The following is a 15,946-nucleotide window of genomic DNA, read 5'->3' on the forward strand; positions in this document are numbered from 1 at the left end:
TATTCAATACTATTGCCAAAATAAGAGCCTTGATAATTTTTGGCAAAAACGGCAAAAATAATCATATATAAGCGTTTCGATGAAAAGGTAGTTTAGAATCTAAAACCCTTATCCTACCGTCAATACATTTAAAAAATCCTTGTCGGAAACCTTTAAGGAATTTTTAGGGGTGATTGTTTTTGCCAAGCAAGAGCGAGGAACGGGAGTTCATGGTTAAAGCATTATCATCTCACCCTCGTAATTTGACTAAGGTATTGTTATTATTGCATTTTTTTGTCATAAAAACTCTACCTTTAGTTATTGTTTAACGATAAAATCATGAAAAATTTTACTCTTGTCGGCAATATAGTAGATGTTCTCCACCGCACCATTTTTCCCGGTACTATCTATATTCAGGATGGACAGATTCAAACCATAGTTCAGGACCAGGGGCAATACTCACAGTACATTCTTCCTGGTTTTATTGATGCTCATGTTCATATCGAAAGCTCGATGCTTGTACCCACTGAATTTGCCCGATTAGCGACGGTGCATGGTACGGTGGCCTCTGTCTCTGACCCCCACGAAATCGCCAATGTGTTGGGTTTAGAGGGTATCCGGTTCATGGTGAATAATGCTCTGCAAACTCCCTTTAAAATAGCTTTTGGTTTTCCTGCTTGTGTCCCTGCCACCGAGTTTGAAACTGCCGGGGCAAAACTGACGGTAAACGATTTCCGTCAACTGTTTAAACATGATGTTTCCTATTTAAGTGAGGTCATGAATGTACCGGGGGTGTTGGCAGACAATCCAGAAATGATGGACAAGATTCACCTAGCGCAAAGTCTGGGACTACCCATTGATGGCCATGCACCGGGGTTATCTGGTACAGGATTACGTAAATATGCAAATGCTGAAATTACCACTGATCATGAATGTTCCACACTGAACGAAGCTGTAGAGAAATTAACATTGGGAATGAAGATACAGATTAGGGAGGGTTCAGCAGCTAAAAACTTTGATGCCCTACACAGTTTGATTGATTCCCATGCAGCAGATTGTATGTTTTGTAGTGATGATAAACACCCTGATGATTTAGTTAATGGTCATATAAATCTACTGGTAAAACGGGCTGTGGCATTAGGTCATGATGTGATGAATGTGCTGCAAATTGCCTGTGTGAACCCCGTCAAACATTACAATTTGAATGTGGGGTTACTACAAGTTGGTGATAGTGCAGATTTGATTGTTGTTGATAATTTACAAGATTTCACGGTGTTGGCTACCTATTGTCAGGGAATATTAACAGCAAAAACAGGGTCAACTTTGTTACCATTTGTTCCTGTCAAACCTATCAATAAATTTATCACTACTTCAAAAACACCGGGGGACTTTGCAATAACTGCCAAGGGGGCAACAGTTAGAGTGATCACCGTTACCGATGGACAATTAATTACAGGGGAAAAGTGTGTACCAGCACATATTAAAAACGGTGAGGTTATAGCTGACTTAAACGCAGATATCCTAAAAATTACGGTTGTTAATCGGTATCAAGACACACAGCCGACGGTGGCATTAGTGCAGAATTTTGGATTGAAACGGGGGGCGATAGCATCGAGTGTGGCGCATGATTCCCATAACATTGTGGCAGTGGGGACAAGCGATGCGGAAATCTGTGCAGCGGTAAATGCCCTGATTCAGTGTCACGGGGGTATTGCAGTAGCAGAAAACAATGTAGTTCATGTATTACCTTTAGCTGTGGCTGGGTTGATGAGTGATGCTGATGGTTATGAGGTAGCAAAACAGTATGCAGAACTTGATGCAGGGGCAAAACGATTAGGGTCAAAACTGACTGCACCATTCATGACACTTTCATTTATGGCATTGTTGGTGATCCCAGACTTAAAACTCAGTGACCGGGGGTTATTTAGTGGTCAAGATTTCCGGTTTGTGTCGTTGTGGATTGATTAGATTTTAACTTGCAAAAATCAATATTTTCATAGGGTATAATCGCTGGTTTTGATCATATATTCAAAATCAAATTTATACCCAAATTTATGCCAATTTAAAATATTAGGAATAAAATAGAAATTAAGTTTTTAAATTAAAATTATGAATCCAGACAAAGAGGCATATCAAATTGAATTTATAGAAGCCATGCCGGGGTTTATTTCAATTGTTGACTTAAATCTGACGTATCTTACGGTTAATAACAAACTATCTGCTTTGTTTAACCTAGAGAAAGAGAATATCAAGGGAATGCTGGCGGGTGGAAGTTGCAAAAAGCAAAGTGTGCAAATGCAGCAATTACTTGACTCCCCAGTGGGAACTGAAATAACTTGGGAGTATTATTTTGAAGGTACTTGTTTAGCTGTTTCGTCTAAACGACACGAGTTTTTTATTGTCAATCAAGCTGTTGATATTACTGAAAGAAAACACCTAGAGGAAAAACTTAAAGCATCTAATGAGAGAAATGGAATATTACTCAGGGCTATTCCTGAAGCTATTAAGTCAGGGGCGGGAAGACATTCTACTGATGAGTTAGAATTTCTTGTTAAATCTTTAACTGAAAATCCCATTGTTGACCGACAATCAATTGAAACATTAATTAGATTAGAAGTTCAAGTTAGGGAAAATTCTGCCAAACTGCAACAAGTCGAAAAAATGCTTTTATGGGAAGATTCTTCATTGATGAGCAGAGTCAAAGCATTAGAAGTTTATCAACAAAACGATGATGAGAACTGGGAACAACTTGCAGAAAGCAGAAATAAAATCAATGATTTATCTAAAATTGTGGGGATTATTACTAGCATCCCTGGTGGGTTAAAATCTTGGCTAATAGTGTTTATTATCCTCCAAATGACAGGAATCTTTGTTATAGATTTGGGTGTGAGATTATTGAACTTAGAACACTTCATACCCATTGAAAGAAAACAGTAATTATAGTTTTAAGCTTTTGATTTCGTGGGGTAACATGAATTTATCCTCTTTCCAAAACCCAGACTTTAATTTATAAGCTTTTGCACAGTTTTTAATGATTCCTGTGTACAAACTTAATTCTCTTGTCGTCGGAAAACTGTAATATTGAAATGGTAAATAATAAGCACACATTCCCGCCAAACACATTTGTAATTGAATATTAGTTGATGCTGAAACTGTGCCAACATACCAATCACATAACCACCGATTATATTGATCAAGTTCGTAGGGAATAATTATCAAGGGTTTTCTAGTGATTAAACTTCCAAGAAACTCTTTAGATTTTATTGCCCATTCCCAATGTTTTAATATTTGGGGGTTATCACTATATTGTCCGGGTTTCTGCATTTCTGGGGCATCAATCCACCTGGCACGACCATGAAAATCTTGTCCTTCATAATTGAGTTTGAGGGTATCCCCATCAGCAATAAATTTCAGGGTGGGTTTGATTCTTTGATTTGGTACAATCATCATCTTTTTCTAACATTATAACATAAACAAACAACTTATTTGGGGACTCGGTTTATTGGGGGTGTTGGGCATCGTTCTCATATTAATATCTGGTAAAAATCCCCCCAATAGCGAAACTTACACAGTATTAGAGGAATTATTAGTGCAAGGACTGGCTAAACTAAAACAGGATAATTGCCCCAATCAAAGTTCCCTGGAAACTGCCAAAACCATTGCCAAACAAAATAAAATTGGGGTCTGGAAATAACCCCATAACTATTACGCATTAACTAAAACAGGTTCAATCCAAATCCGTTTTGATTGTTTCCATTTATTATCACCAGATGGTTCTAAAACCCGCCAATGTCCCCGTCGCCAGTGAGTATGGGGTGATGAATGAGTACCACCGCTACCCTCAGATTTACTTTGATAACCCTTACCTAACCATCTAGCCCGACGAATATTGGGGTTCTTAATCACACCGAAACCCTGGGATTTGGCAATAATTTCACCATCGGAAACTTCGGTATTTAGACTTGGGGAATACTCCAAAGACAACAGAATATTAAGCACAAGATTTCTTACCCTGTCTAAAAATTCCCTGTCAGCTTCGTCAATGGTATTCCTACCAAGATTATTGTCATCGTTGTAACTCAAATCACCGTTATCTGTAACCTGACAACTAGACATCCACACAGTTTCTTTGCTGCTGGTTGTGGACCAATCAAAGTGCAAGTTTCCAGTCTGAATATCTGGGATTTGAATATCTCTCCACTTCCCTGTTCCCCATTCTGGATGTTGGTTATTTGTACAGTGAACCACCAAATAATCTATATCCCCACTGGGTGATTGTAATACTTTGGGCAACGCTATCAAAAATGTCGGTAATGATGGTTTCCAGCCTGTTAATACCCCTGGTTTATGAAGAACATCGGTATTATCAAAAGCATGAAATAACTCTGGGGTAATGCAATAAAGGGGGGCATCCTGAACAAACCATAATGACATTCGATGACTATGAATAAACGCCGAAAAGTCAGCATTAGCAAATTCGACATCGCAGGTTGATAATCCCACCCCGACAATACCGCTTAATTCATCCCAGGAAATATAACCTTTGGGGGTTTGATAATTCTTTTCAGCACGGATTTGTTTAAGCAGTTTTTTATTGATTTTCTCGAATATTTTAAGACTGTGATTTCTGTTCATTTTGTTGGGGTCTAAAACAATGGTTTTCATGATTAAATATTTCAATTGATAATTCACCGCTACCAGTCAGCGATAGCATTAGAAAAAGACCCAGGAATAACCCTGAGTCTATGATGTTAAGGAAATTGACGTAACTGTAAATCTGCTGGGAACTCCGTTAAAATCCCACCCTTTTTATCACTGATTTTGTGGGGTGCATTATTTAACATGGGTTTTGCTCCGAGTTGTTTGATGAATACTGGGACTTGGGATTTTTGGCATTGGTGAGTGAGCGATCGCAGATTCTCAATATGAGTTTGTCTAGCATGAGAACCAGATTCCCCACCAATAATTACCCAACTTAATTGAGGTTTACACTGATTACAAATTGCTAATCCCGCTACGGGTGCAGCGTCAACAGCATAGAGAATATCCCGTTGTTCACCGCAGCCATCACAGATACCCGCACCAATAAACTCGCTTAAATACTCTGATAAATCAATGTCTTCCAAAACTGGTTCACAACTGAGAAAACGAATTTTGGCAGGTGTTTTTAGCAGATAATAAACATCTTCAGCGTCTTTCTGTGTGCATACTGAATACCCCAACCACAGATGATCCAATGGTAACTTGAGTTCCGTTTCCTCTAAGAATCTGCAACTTTCCTCAACCAATTTGCGTACCCGTTTTGTTAGCTTGGTTTCTAGTATTTCGGATTTAGCTTTCACCAATGCAGATTGAATCTTTTGGAGACGGTCAGGACTGGTGAAATACTGGTGCATAATTTCCGGGCGTTTGGTGAGGATTTGGTAAATGTTCCACCGGGCGATGATCATATATGCCACAGCTTCATCTATGAACTCAAAGGGAACTTTTTCATGAAATAAATCCCCCAAATTAGCGACAAATACGAGTTCGGGGTTTTCCCAATTTCCCCATTCCAAAATCCATTTTAAGCGTTGGGGTTGTAGGTTAATTTGTCCTGTCCATTGGAGTTTACCATTGGTTGATTTTCTGACTGTTCCTGCAAAAACGTCGGATATTTTGGGGTTCGGATGATGTGAATGAATCCAACTTTCCAACACTGCATAGCAATTCGCGCAGCCATCCGAATCAGGGTCACAGCCCGTTACTATTGGCCATGTATTCCCAGTCCATTCAATATTAGAATCTTTGCTCATTTTTAACCTTCCAACTTGGGATTTTTAGCTTGTTCAAGTAACTCCAACATTTTCCTCAATGTTTGTTCACTCAGGTAAAGGTAACGCTCACTATAGGTATCCGGGGCAGCATAGAAAAATCCAATTGTAATTTCGCATTTCTCACCAGTAATGTAATCAACATTTTCTTCGTCATCACTGGATGTCTTGATATCAAAATTATCTATTTGCATACTTACTCCAAACTATTCAAAAGTAACCAAAATCATTAAGTGACAACATTAAAAATAAGCCGGGATAAACCCAGCCTATTTATTATTTAATTGCCATAGGTATTACCTTCTGGGATGAATTCATCACCAACAGGGGAATTACCATTAACAGTGAAAGTCTCTACTGGTTCAGCTTTATTAATCAGTTTTCTGTATTCTTCCCTGACAGCTTCCCGACATTTATCTTGGAGAAGTTGAGTACACATATCCTCGTTTTCTCCTTCTGATATTGATGCCCAAATTGAACAACCTAATGTGGCACTATTAAAGTCACCCAAATTAAACTTTCTTTCGTAGCTGACTGCGATGGTTTTGACAAACATTTTAACCCCTATTTTTTATTCAAAAGTAACCAAATTCATTAAGCGATAGCATTAAAAAAGTCAGCAATACCCTTATGTATTGCCAACTACTTGTTAGAAATTGTCTGGATCATTCCAACCAGGAGGATTCAATACCAAAGTTGGTTCAAACATATTATTTTCCCCATAATCTCTAACAAGGTCATCACAGTTTCTGAGAGATTTAATCAAACAACTAGCAAAATCTGGAGTACAAGCGTTACCATCAAATATATAGAAATCAGGATGCGAGGAAAGACTAACTTCGGAAGCATATCGTTGGTCAATCCATGTAGGATGATTTTCATAAATTTCGATTTGGAATCCTTGATAATGAACTATCATGTTATTCATGGGTGTCTTCGCAATTAATAAAAAACCACCACCTCTGCGCGATAGCGTCCTCACAGATAACCTTCCGGTAACGTCATCTTTGTTGATTTGGTGTACAGGGTATTTAAAAAATCAGCGATCGCCTCAAAAAGAAGCGCTCGCAGTAGGCATCGCTAAACTTAAAACCCCGACATTACTGTTTATTAACTAATTGTTGAAGCAAAGATTTCATTTCTTCCATAGATTTCTCTAACTTATCTATGCGTTGATCAACAAAGTATTCTTCCTTATTCAAGGATTCCACATCATCCCATTCAATGTATGCCCTGCCACCCATAGCTTCTATAATTTCGAGAATCGTAGATAATTTACTTTTCATGGGTTCATCAATTGCTTTACCTGTGGAAGTATGATAAGTTGCGGGTTTTCCAGAACCTTTAATTTCGGCAATTCTTTTGGAGATTTGATATAAGGTTGTACCAATATCCTGCAATCTTTTAGATAATGCTTCCGTGTTTAATTCAACTTGATATGTCATGGTGTCCTCCGGTTCATAAAAAAAGCCGAGTCGGGAAATCCCAGACTCAGCATTGTTGTTTAGTTGCAATAGGAATTATTTGGATATGATTAAATGCCCAAACTTGACTTTGTACTGTTCATAAGCCCAAGCAATAACATTAGCCTTATCAAGTTTTGCAAATTCTTCCTTGGTATATTTGACAAGATTATGAATTGTTTCTTCCTCCCAACCAAACTCATCTTTGGGATTTTCCGAACAATAATCAACCTCGATAATGCTAATATTGACAGTCTTAATCCAGTAAGTAATTTGAAGTTTAAAACACCCAGATTTCTTATTTCCTAAGTGTTCAGCAACTTCAGCATTGTAAGGAACTTCCTTGTTGTCTGGGGTTTTCCATTTACCTTGTTTAAGAGTAAAACAAAGTTCTTGTCCATCCGCAGCAGTCCACCAATATCTATTGCCTTCTTTAGCCAATGTTATCATTGTTAATTACTCCAATTAATTACAAAAACAATAAATAACCCAGGGTTTCCCCTGAGTTATTGTGTTTAAACCTCCCCAATCATCCAAGCCTGAAAAGCAACACTAGACCAATCGGGTCTTAACTTTTCAAAGAGTTCATTAGCTTTAGTTGCCAACTCATTTTGTTGATGAATGATATTAATTAACTGAGAACACACGGAGTCTAATTCATCAAAAGTACCAATACCATCATTGATTTTGGTTTCCAATTCGTTCAGGATATTTGGGTTCATAATCATTACAAAAAACACCAAAATCCTGAAGCGATAGCGCCCAAAGCAAAGAATACTCTGGGCATTTCTATTTAGATAATCTCAACTCCAAATGCCAGGGTTTTCACAAACTCATTAAACCGACATTCCCGGATTTTCTTAGTCCATAGTTTCCTGTCGCCATCCCAATGAAACCTAGCATTACTAGCCAAACTACGAGTTTCATATTCAACCAATGCCTTCAACTCAATCATCGGTGAATTGGAGACAAATATCGCTTGTTCAACTATTTCTGGTAATTGTTGTTTACGCCGATTAAAGCATTCCACCAATAACCGGACATCATCACCTGCCCTGTGAACAGTGCTGATACCAATACCCATGAATAAAGCTAAATCAGTAAGTTTGTAGCTGTCATTTTTAGCAGGATAACCCCAATCAAAATCCTTCATGGCACATAACCAATCAGGAGTAAAATTAGTCCATGAAAAATCATCATCAATCAATAGTTTATCTACTAATGGTGCATCAAATTCAGCATTAAAAGCAACTGTATAATCAGTACAAGCAGCCATTCTTTTTAATAAGCTCATAGACTCGTCAACAAATGGATTTTTAGTTGTCAACTCCCAAGCAATGCCATTAACGAACTCTGCGGGGTTTTCTGTCACTGGTAATAATGCTGAAACACTACAAATCGCACCGGTTTCTCGGACATTATCACTAACTTGATACAAAGTTGCTGCAATTTCACAAACCTGTGGTTCAATAATGTTGGTGGTTTCGGTGTCAATAATTAATAGTTTCATTTGGTTCTCTATTTAATTTAATACCAACGCATTTAAACGATAGTAATAAAAAAAAGACCCAAGGTTTCCCCTGAGTCCTTACTTGTCCGTGAATCCTTAATGACTACTGTTGACTTTCTGGTAATGCCAACTTAGTAGGTGCTGGTAACAAAGCCTTGACGGTTTCATCAAAGCCTAAGCTAGTATCATACTTTTCCAACACCGCAGACATTTTAGTTCTTGTTCCCATAAACAAAGCTGGGAAGTTTTCTTCATCGGGGTGAATGTAAGTCCCTACTTTGCAGCAGAATGACCGATTTTTACCTTCACCTTCCTTAACACCTTTGAACTCCACATCAACAACACACAATGACCGCCATCTATCATCTTTCAATACCTTAGTCAAATTACGAGGGTGAGATGATAATGCTTTAACCATGAACTCCCGTTCCTCGCTCTTGCTTGGCAAAAACAATCACCCCTAAAAATTCCTTAAAGGTTTCCGACAAGGATTTTTTAAATGTATTGACGGTAGGATAAGGGTTTTAGATTCTAAACTACCTTTTCATCGAAACGCTTATATATGATTATTTTTGCCGTTTTTGCCAAAAATTATCAAGGCTCTTATTTTGGCAATAGTATTGATCTTTACCACTGGGTTTCTTGTTGAGCATTCTGGCAAATGTCAATTCAGCTTGAGAGTAATACTGTTCCAAAGCTTCTCGTAAACTCCACAGCGATACATTCTTGAATCTGATTCTAATTGGGGTTTCATGGAGAAAATTGTTGGCATTATCTAGAAACATTATTAAATGCTCTGAAACTGCACTCATCATTTTCTTGTCAATTTCTTCAGAATATTCGTCGTACCAACCAATCATTATTCCTTCTAATTCTCGGTTATCTTTCAAATCAGTTTTATATCTCAAATAGGGACGCACATTACCCAAGATTATCATTCTAGCATTGGTAATAAATAATCCTTTCTCAACACCACCTGATAAATCCTTTTCAACTATTTCGGGAGTTCCAAACCATCCAGCTTTTGCTAAACTCTTTTCAGGAATGAATAACCCGGCTGTTTCCTCATTGATGACAATTCCATAAGGAAATCGCTTGGGTCTTACATAATTAAACTCTTCTCCCATTACCGCAGGGTCAATCTCAAATTCTGCACTAACATCTACTTCTTGATTATCAAGATTCTCAGTAACTTCATCAACTGTGTTTTCAACATTATCAGTCATTTCATTAACTCCATTTTGAACATTATCAACAGTCATTTCATTAACTCCATTTTCAACATTGTTAGCGGTTCTTTTTCTAGTCATAATCAAAATTGAAAGACATTAACATCATTTAGTTTCATAGAAACCAACATCAAAAAGCGATAGCATTAGAGACAAGGTTTCCCCTATCTCCCAACTATTACGTCAATAAATTTACCGATGTATCCACCAAAGCATGACCACTATTATCAATCAGTGTTTTCATCCGTTCTTCGAGTCCTGGTTTTCCCCGAACTCCCGAAAATGAATAATCAAAGAATTCACTTTGCTCCTCAAATTTCACTAAACTAATGGTGGTGATTACTCCGCATAATTCCAGTTCTGATTCAACTTGTTTTCTGTATTGTAACCAAGGATTCAAAGCATCAGTAATCCCATTATTCAGCAGTGCATAACACCAATTTCCTTGCATATCAAGAAACGTTATTTGCACCCAATTCTGTGCAGATAAATGGGCAAATGGTTTACCAAATACTGGTGCAGATGCCCATAATATAATCATCTTCAAAGTTGCACCAATTTCACTCAGTTGATTACCAACTTCTAAGTAAACTTTACCTACTTTGCGATTAAACCGATATCGTCTTAATTCCATTATGTTGCCTTGAAATTATCAACACTAGAAAGCGATAGCATTAATTGAGAAACACTGATAAATTAGGGTCTAAAGACAATGTTGATTCCCGGTGTTCATGGTACTGTTTCTTGAGTGTGCTAATGCGGCGATCGCTCAATAATTTATCCCGTTGTTTCTCCAGGTTTTCAATTTGTTCACGAAGTTCCACAATTTGAGATTCCAGTTCTGCAATTTGTTCAGAATGTTTATTAGCCAATTCCCCAGTAATGCGTTGAATATCCTCGTCTAATCTGGCAAGTGTGGTATCCTCTTTATTAGTAGAAAACCGCTTCTTGAGGACTAAAACAATTCTGCCATCCTTATTATGATAGACAACCTTATTTTTGAAAGTTTCCGCAAGTTTCAAGGCTTCAGCAATAGCATCGGGCATAATAACCTCAATTTCACGCTGAACTTCAATGGCAGTATTTCGTAGACTTAATAACAGGTCAAGTGATTTATGTTGAGTCATGATAAAATAGTTGCAAATACTAGCTGAGACTGGTGCTATCATCCACACCAGTCCCTTCATTTACTATTTAGTTACAGTTTCCTGTGCTAAAATTGATGCTAAGGTGTCGGGGTCAAAATCTAACAAACCCTTGGCACTTTGTTGAAACAGTTTAAACTTTTGCAGGGCATAATCTGATTCAACAAATCCAGTTCTTTGCAGAAACTGTGAATAGTCCATTTTCCAGTAAGCACGGGATAAACTTTCTAGAAATTCATTCATTTCCTGAATACCAAAAACAACAACATCAAAAAGCGATAGCATTAGGTCATTTGATTTTCACTGGTACACCCCGACATAGTTTGTTGTAAACAATCACCGCAGCGCGTTCTTTCTCAAACTTCTGTTCCCCAAATAAATGCCAACCCCCATCCGTTGATTCTTGTTTGGGAATATTCGCTAAAGTTCCTGTAGAGTAAATACCATCATTATTCCGTAACATTACAAAATGGACATTTTCCCTAATTTGTTGATAACGTAATATCAGAAAGTTTACATTAGTAGGTAATTTTGACATTGATTCCCCCGTTATATTGCATTGAATGTTGTTGAGATAATTCATTAAAAATCCGGCGAATATCTGTGATTCTCAGACTTTGATAGTTAGTAGCCCCAATTGCGTATTTTCTCCACACACCAATTTGCTGGAAATAAACGCAGAGATAATATCCATATTCAGGTAATATCAATACCGGACATTTAAGACCTGTATAATATGGTTGGAATTGTTTGACGGGGTTTCCTAAATCTTTTAAACTACCCTTATTAACCAGCCAAAAATCGGCATCATCAAAATTGTTTCTGACAATCCAATGAAAACAAGACTTATTTTCCAAAATGCTTCCCAAAACACAACGGAATCGGGAAGCGATAGCATTAAAATAAACTTAGTTGTTTGGGTTCAATTACTGCGGTTTCCAAAGTTTTAGGATTAAATTGAATGATTGGGAGATGGTGAGCGATCGCCAAATTCACAGTCAGCGCAGCACCCCCAGTCAACCGACCATCATAAACAGCCAAGCAAATATCAGAATGTTTGACCATCCACTGATTACGAGCTTGCATGACACCCGGTGTATATTCTGGATAAAGCACGATTTTATTTGATGCAGACTTGAGGAGTTCTTTGTATTTAAGTTTCTGTTGAAGAGTCCATAATCTGTCTTGGTTTTGACAGGGGATTACAGCAGTCCAATGAAGTTGTCGTTCAATTAAAACCTCAGCAGCTAATTGGTCAATACCCAAAGCCATCCCATTGAAAAACTCTGTTACTCCACGATCTAAAGCCATATCAATCAATTGATTAATTCCATCTTTGATGTTAATGATATCTCGGTGTCCAGTGAAAAATGCTTTCATAATACTGATGTAAAGAACACCAATAACAAGCGATAGCATTAGCGTGACGCAAGCCATTAGCAATAGAAAAGTCCCTAGATAAACTAGAGACTCGTGGGTTTATTCAATGTCAGTTAATTGTTGGTTTCAATCCTCAATCCTCGTTTCAATTCTCAACGAGAATTGTCACAAACATCAAACAAAAATCTTCCTAATCATTCTATATCATGTAATCCTTGAACTTCCTGAATAGATTTGATAGTATTGTTAAGAAATCTACTAATCAATTCAATCCTTACTTCATACGATATAGCAGGATTATTCAGGTTCTCAACTTGGAACTTTGCCGATAACATATTATTGAGAGCTATTGCTAAATTTGTCTTCATTTCACTATCTCGTTGTTCGTATTCCTGAACCTCTAACTCCCAATCTTCCGGTTCATATTTTGTCACAGAAACAGGCATTCCATGAGCTTCATGATATTCAGTATATTCTGACATAATGATATTACAAAAACACCATGAACCCCAAACGATAGTATTAAAAAAAAGCCTAATACTTATACACAATGTATAAATATTAGGCTACAATGTTAGTATCCTATTTCACGACGAATCCTTTTAAATTCCTCAACATCATTGGCATTTCTGATCTCAATTTCTCGTAGTTTAGCCAATGCTTCATCAAGGTTTTGGGTACTATATACAGAATATGGTTTGCCTTTAACAAAGATACTATAATACCCGGTGATACCTTGAGCTTTACCTGCTCTGGTGATATCTGTACACCACTTAACATACAAGTTATTACCAACCGTGGCTAATTCTCGTTTAACTAACTCTTTTTGCTTGAGTTGTTCGCCGATTTCTTTAACTGCTGCGATAACTTCTGCACGGGTATTAGACCACCAATGACAGTCTTCACTCTTCACCAAAACGTCATCAATATATATTTCATAACTCCATACATTCTGACGCATAGATTCACGATAATCTTGACGAAGATTGCGGATACTGCCTTGGATTTCAGGGGCTTGATAAAACATGATAAATACCAAAAAACAACGCCCCCTTTCCGCGATAGCGCCCCCACAGATTAATAAACAATAACTCCAATCTTGTTAAACTGGAGTTATTTATTTTTGTAACTAAACTATTGGAAAATAACCTTTTTCTTGATTCAACTGCCAAAGATTGATACTAAATCTTTCTGCACTCAAGATTTTAGTAACACCATGAAGTTTCTTACAATTAAACTCAATAATATCTCCATCATTAAGTTGATAATCTTTGCCATCATAATTAAATATACAACTACCAAGATTCACAGTTCTAGCGATCGCTCTAGAATAACTATGATCCCGATGTGGTATAATCAATCCGGTACTTTGAATATTACCAATCTTGCCACCAAAAGTTAACAAGCCGATATTAGTTCCGGGATAAACTCGCTGACAAAAATTCCCAAGTCTATCATTATGATAAGCTTTAGTAATTGTTCCAGGAGTTCTCAAATCACACTCATGAAATAACCAAAGTCTATATCTGCCTTGAGCGTAACTACTAACATCGCTAGTCATTAAATTCACGCTTTCTCTACAAAAGCTTCTTAAATCAGCTAAAGTTTCGGATTTAACTTTACTAATTAATTTCAAATCACTGGGGTTAGGATTCATGAAATTCTCCAAATTACTCAACTCCCCTCAGCGATAGCGCCCCCACAGATAACCTATCAACAACATTGAGCGCCAGCGATTCTAAATCAAGTTTGCAAAGAATAGCCCTGGACTGCTTGCAGGACACGGCGGTATTGGCTCAACGAGTCGGTTGATGTGATTACCCGTGATAGAAAAATCCTAACTCTCATGATGAAAGCTAGGATTAATTATTAAACTCGTTTGATAAATTCACCTATTTTGAGGTCGTGAACTTCTTCGCCATATTCATCAATAGCTACAAAATAATGAAATGTTGTGGAACGAGTGATTTTGGTAACTTCGACAACACCATAAATAGGAATCCGGTATTTACCTCCTACTTCAATGTAATCGCCATTTTCACAAACTGGTAAATCACAATAGAAGGGATCATAACCATCAGAACCATAATGATAAGGCATCCCATCAAATAATATAACTTGCTGATACTTAGGTAAATCAAAAGTTTGGGCAATTGCTGGAAATTCTTTTTCTCTAAAGATTTCAATGTTTCGGCGTTGATTATCAATTTCTTGGAAATACATTTTCTTCCAAAGATTATGTTTTTTCACATTTCCCAGCTTAATTGCAGCTTCAATTACTTGCTCTCTTGTTCCTACTGCATAATCTTCATGCCAGACAAGAGTATCATTGATATAAATATCATAAGACCAATATTCCCGTTTAGAACCTTGATTATGACATTTGAGATTACTAATTCTACCTTTGAGTTCGGGGTATTGATACATAACAAATACCGAAAAAACAACGCCCCCTTTCCGCGATAGCGCCTCCAATGACTAAAGTTAAAAAAAGTCCTGACCTGGGGAGTCAAGACTACTAAACTAAATTTGAGCTAAAATCTTACCAATTTCATCATATTCAGCATCACGATTTACAGGGTATTCTTCACTTTCATTGCTGGTGAAGTTCACATTCAAGAAATGATTTTTACCGTGATAGTAATTACCAACAAATAAATCACAACAATGATGATATAATACAAGTTGATGATTAGTTAAATAGGGTTGAATATTATCACGTTCAAAGCGAAGTTTTTCAGTAAGTTTATCAAAGTCAATACCCTTTTTCTTATTGGGTTCAGGTAAACCACTACCAAATTTACTGGGGATGTTAATAGCCATAAATTCCTCATGTTAGATAATCAAAAACGCCAAGTGATAACATTAAAAAAAAGCCCTAATCCCCAAAGGAGACTAGGACTGTAAACTAATTAGTATGGAATGTTATCTGGTTGATTACCTTCAACATAATCAACACTGGCAGGTTTGTTATCAAAACTAGCGGGTTCATTACCAATACCAGTAGCTCGATTACGTTTCTGATAATATCTATTCCTTTCAGCAAGTAAGTCATCTACGGTATAACCTAAACCTGCAATAAACTTATCAAACTTGGCTTGATCCATCTTATGAATGTCATGAGTTAACCATTCTGCTTCAAAGATTTTATAACCTTCCTGACCTTTGATACGATTATCAATCTTGTACTGTTCCCAAGCCAAAACTCGAATTCCATCCTTGAGTTGAGAAAGTTTCTTGTCAGCTTTGGAAAGAATGTTGATAGCCATAACAAAACCTCGAAAACAACGCCCCCTCTGCGCGATAGCGCCCCTACCGATAACTTCCGGGTAACTCAAGACTATGGCTTATGCCACGCTGCGCTATCAATGCCAATAGGGGGCTGATTACCTATGTTTACAATGCTGATAATATTGATAATGCTTCG

27 protein-coding genes are annotated in these 15,946 nt (G+C 37.3%); 3 read left to right on the forward strand and 24 right to left on the reverse strand.

The genetic code is table 11. The features are described 5' to 3' along the window. Positions 1-318: 318 nt before the first annotated feature. Together ade and ANA_RS22670 are read left to right on the forward strand one after the other, a co-directional pair. Positions 319-1,947 carry an adenine deaminase gene (ade, locus tag ANA_RS22665; protein ID WP_015081614.1) on the forward strand — a complete coding sequence of 543 codons (1,629 nt, stop codon included), beginning with the start codon at positions 319-321 and terminating at the stop codon, positions 1,945-1,947. A gap of 141 nt (positions 1,948-2,088) precedes the next feature. After that, positions 2,089-2,916, forward strand: a complete 828-nt coding sequence (locus ANA_RS22670) for a hypothetical protein (RefSeq protein ID WP_015081615.1) — start codon at positions 2,089-2,091, stop codon at positions 2,914-2,916. Here ANA_RS22670 and ANA_RS22675 read toward each other — a convergent pair whose 3' ends face one another. After that, positions 2,917-3,429: a thermonuclease family protein gene (locus ANA_RS22675; protein WP_148279159.1), complete on the reverse strand. Its 513-nt coding sequence runs from the start codon at positions 3,427-3,429 to the stop codon at positions 2,917-2,919. Between the two features lie 61 nt (positions 3,430-3,490). On the opposite strand from ANA_RS22675, the gene ANA_RS22680 reads away from it, so the two are divergent. Beyond that, positions 3,491-3,673, forward strand: a complete 183-nt coding sequence (locus ANA_RS22680; protein ID WP_148279160.1) for a hypothetical protein — start codon at positions 3,491-3,493, stop codon at positions 3,671-3,673. A 672-nt stretch (positions 3,674-4,345) separates the two neighbouring features. Here the strand turns inward: ANA_RS22680 and ANA_RS28660 are convergent. The 23 genes from ANA_RS28660 to ANA_RS22795 all read right to left on the reverse strand — a co-directional run bounded on the left by ANA_RS28660 (position 4,346) and on the right by ANA_RS22795 (position 15,788). Continuing rightward, entirely contained in the window at positions 4,346-4,405 is a 60-nt protein-coding gene (locus ANA_RS28660; RefSeq protein ID WP_083881545.1) for a zinc finger domain-containing protein, read from the reverse strand. Positions 4,406-4,730: 325 nt separating this feature from the next. After that, complete coding sequence (locus ANA_RS22690) at positions 4,731-5,774, reverse strand: DUF5131 family protein (protein ID WP_015081618.1); 1,044 nt, start codon at positions 5,772-5,774, stop codon at positions 4,731-4,733. Between the two features lie 2 nt (positions 5,775-5,776). Then, a complete protein-coding gene (locus ANA_RS22695) occupies positions 5,777-5,986 on the reverse strand; it encodes a hypothetical protein (RefSeq protein WP_015081619.1) in 210 nt (69 codons plus the stop codon). 86 nt (positions 5,987-6,072) lie between these two features. Then, positions 6,073-6,348: a hypothetical protein gene (locus tag ANA_RS22700; protein ID WP_015081620.1), complete on the reverse strand. Its 276-nt coding sequence runs from the start codon at positions 6,346-6,348 to the stop codon at positions 6,073-6,075. 93 nt (positions 6,349-6,441) lie between these two features. Further along, on the reverse strand, positions 6,442-6,720 hold the full coding sequence (locus tag ANA_RS22705; protein ID WP_015081621.1) for a hypothetical protein: 279 nt from the start codon (positions 6,718-6,720) through the stop codon (positions 6,442-6,444). Between the two features lie 172 nt (positions 6,721-6,892). After that, complete coding sequence (locus tag ANA_RS22710; RefSeq protein ID WP_015081622.1) at positions 6,893-7,237, reverse strand: hypothetical protein; 345 nt, start codon at positions 7,235-7,237, stop codon at positions 6,893-6,895. A 75-nt stretch (positions 7,238-7,312) separates the two neighbouring features. After that, the gene (locus ANA_RS22715) at positions 7,313-7,705 is read right to left on the reverse strand and encodes a hypothetical protein (RefSeq protein ID WP_015081623.1); all 393 of its coding nucleotides are present in this window, start codon (positions 7,703-7,705) and stop codon (positions 7,313-7,315) included. A 65-nt stretch (positions 7,706-7,770) separates the two neighbouring features. Continuing rightward, positions 7,771-7,977 carry a hypothetical protein gene (locus ANA_RS22720; RefSeq protein WP_041458690.1) on the reverse strand — a complete coding sequence of 69 codons (207 nt, stop codon included), beginning with the start codon at positions 7,975-7,977 and terminating at the stop codon, positions 7,771-7,773. Between the two features lie 71 nt (positions 7,978-8,048). After that, positions 8,049-8,765, reverse strand: coding sequence for a 3'-5' exonuclease (locus ANA_RS22725; protein WP_015081625.1), 717 nt, complete (start codon positions 8,763-8,765; stop codon positions 8,049-8,051). A 103-nt stretch (positions 8,766-8,868) separates the two neighbouring features. Further along, positions 8,869-9,183, reverse strand: a complete 315-nt coding sequence (locus ANA_RS26885) for a hypothetical protein (protein WP_015081626.1) — start codon at positions 9,181-9,183, stop codon at positions 8,869-8,871. A gap of 148 nt (positions 9,184-9,331) precedes the next feature. Continuing rightward, positions 9,332-10,075: a DUF5895 domain-containing protein gene (locus tag ANA_RS22735; RefSeq protein ID WP_051155267.1), complete on the reverse strand. Its 744-nt coding sequence runs from the start codon at positions 10,073-10,075 to the stop codon at positions 9,332-9,334. A 97-nt stretch (positions 10,076-10,172) separates the two neighbouring features. Continuing rightward, positions 10,173-10,628, reverse strand: coding sequence for a hypothetical protein (locus ANA_RS22740; protein ID WP_015081628.1), 456 nt, complete (start codon positions 10,626-10,628; stop codon positions 10,173-10,175). A gap of 40 nt (positions 10,629-10,668) precedes the next feature. Then, positions 10,669-11,121 (reverse strand): hypothetical protein, encoded by a 453-nt coding sequence (locus ANA_RS22745; protein WP_148279162.1) that lies wholly within the window; start codon positions 11,119-11,121, stop codon positions 10,669-10,671. A 63-nt stretch (positions 11,122-11,184) separates the two neighbouring features. Beyond that, the gene (locus ANA_RS22750; protein ID WP_015081630.1) at positions 11,185-11,424 is read right to left on the reverse strand and encodes a hypothetical protein; all 240 of its coding nucleotides are present in this window, start codon (positions 11,422-11,424) and stop codon (positions 11,185-11,187) included. 4 nt (positions 11,425-11,428) lie between these two features. After that, positions 11,429-11,677: a hypothetical protein gene (locus ANA_RS22755; protein ID WP_041458691.1), complete on the reverse strand. Its 249-nt coding sequence runs from the start codon at positions 11,675-11,677 to the stop codon at positions 11,429-11,431. Then, positions 11,658-11,996: a hypothetical protein gene (locus tag ANA_RS22760; protein ID WP_015081632.1), complete on the reverse strand. Its 339-nt coding sequence runs from the start codon at positions 11,994-11,996 to the stop codon at positions 11,658-11,660. The genes ANA_RS22755 and ANA_RS22760 overlap by 20 nt, the downstream gene beginning before the upstream one ends. Before the next feature lie 40 nt (positions 11,997-12,036). Next, positions 12,037-12,519, reverse strand: coding sequence for an SLOG family protein (locus tag ANA_RS22765; RefSeq protein ID WP_015081633.1), 483 nt, complete (start codon positions 12,517-12,519; stop codon positions 12,037-12,039). A gap of 194 nt (positions 12,520-12,713) precedes the next feature. Then, positions 12,714-13,001, reverse strand: a complete 288-nt coding sequence (locus ANA_RS22770; RefSeq protein ID WP_015081634.1) for a hypothetical protein — start codon at positions 12,999-13,001, stop codon at positions 12,714-12,716. 92 nt (positions 13,002-13,093) lie between these two features. Further along, on the reverse strand, positions 13,094-13,546 hold the full coding sequence (locus ANA_RS22775) for a hypothetical protein (protein WP_015081635.1): 453 nt from the start codon (positions 13,544-13,546) through the stop codon (positions 13,094-13,096). 102 nt (positions 13,547-13,648) lie between these two features. Then, positions 13,649-14,176 (reverse strand): hypothetical protein, encoded by a 528-nt coding sequence (locus tag ANA_RS22780; protein ID WP_015081636.1) that lies wholly within the window; start codon positions 14,174-14,176, stop codon positions 13,649-13,651. A 212-nt stretch (positions 14,177-14,388) separates the two neighbouring features. Then, positions 14,389-14,946, reverse strand: a complete 558-nt coding sequence (locus tag ANA_RS22785; protein WP_015081638.1) for a hypothetical protein — start codon at positions 14,944-14,946, stop codon at positions 14,389-14,391. 96 nt (positions 14,947-15,042) lie between these two features. Then, on the reverse strand, positions 15,043-15,342 hold the full coding sequence (locus ANA_RS22790) for a hypothetical protein (RefSeq protein WP_015081639.1): 300 nt from the start codon (positions 15,340-15,342) through the stop codon (positions 15,043-15,045). Between the two features lie 89 nt (positions 15,343-15,431). After that, positions 15,432-15,788, reverse strand: coding sequence for a hypothetical protein (locus ANA_RS22795; RefSeq protein WP_015081640.1), 357 nt, complete (start codon positions 15,786-15,788; stop codon positions 15,432-15,434). Between the last annotated feature and the right edge of the window lie 158 nt (positions 15,789-15,946).

The organism is Anabaena sp. 90, from assembly GCF_000312705.1.
In the GTDB taxonomy this organism is placed as follows: Bacteria; Cyanobacteriota; Cyanobacteriia; order Cyanobacteriales; family Nostocaceae; genus Dolichospermum; species Dolichospermum lemmermannii.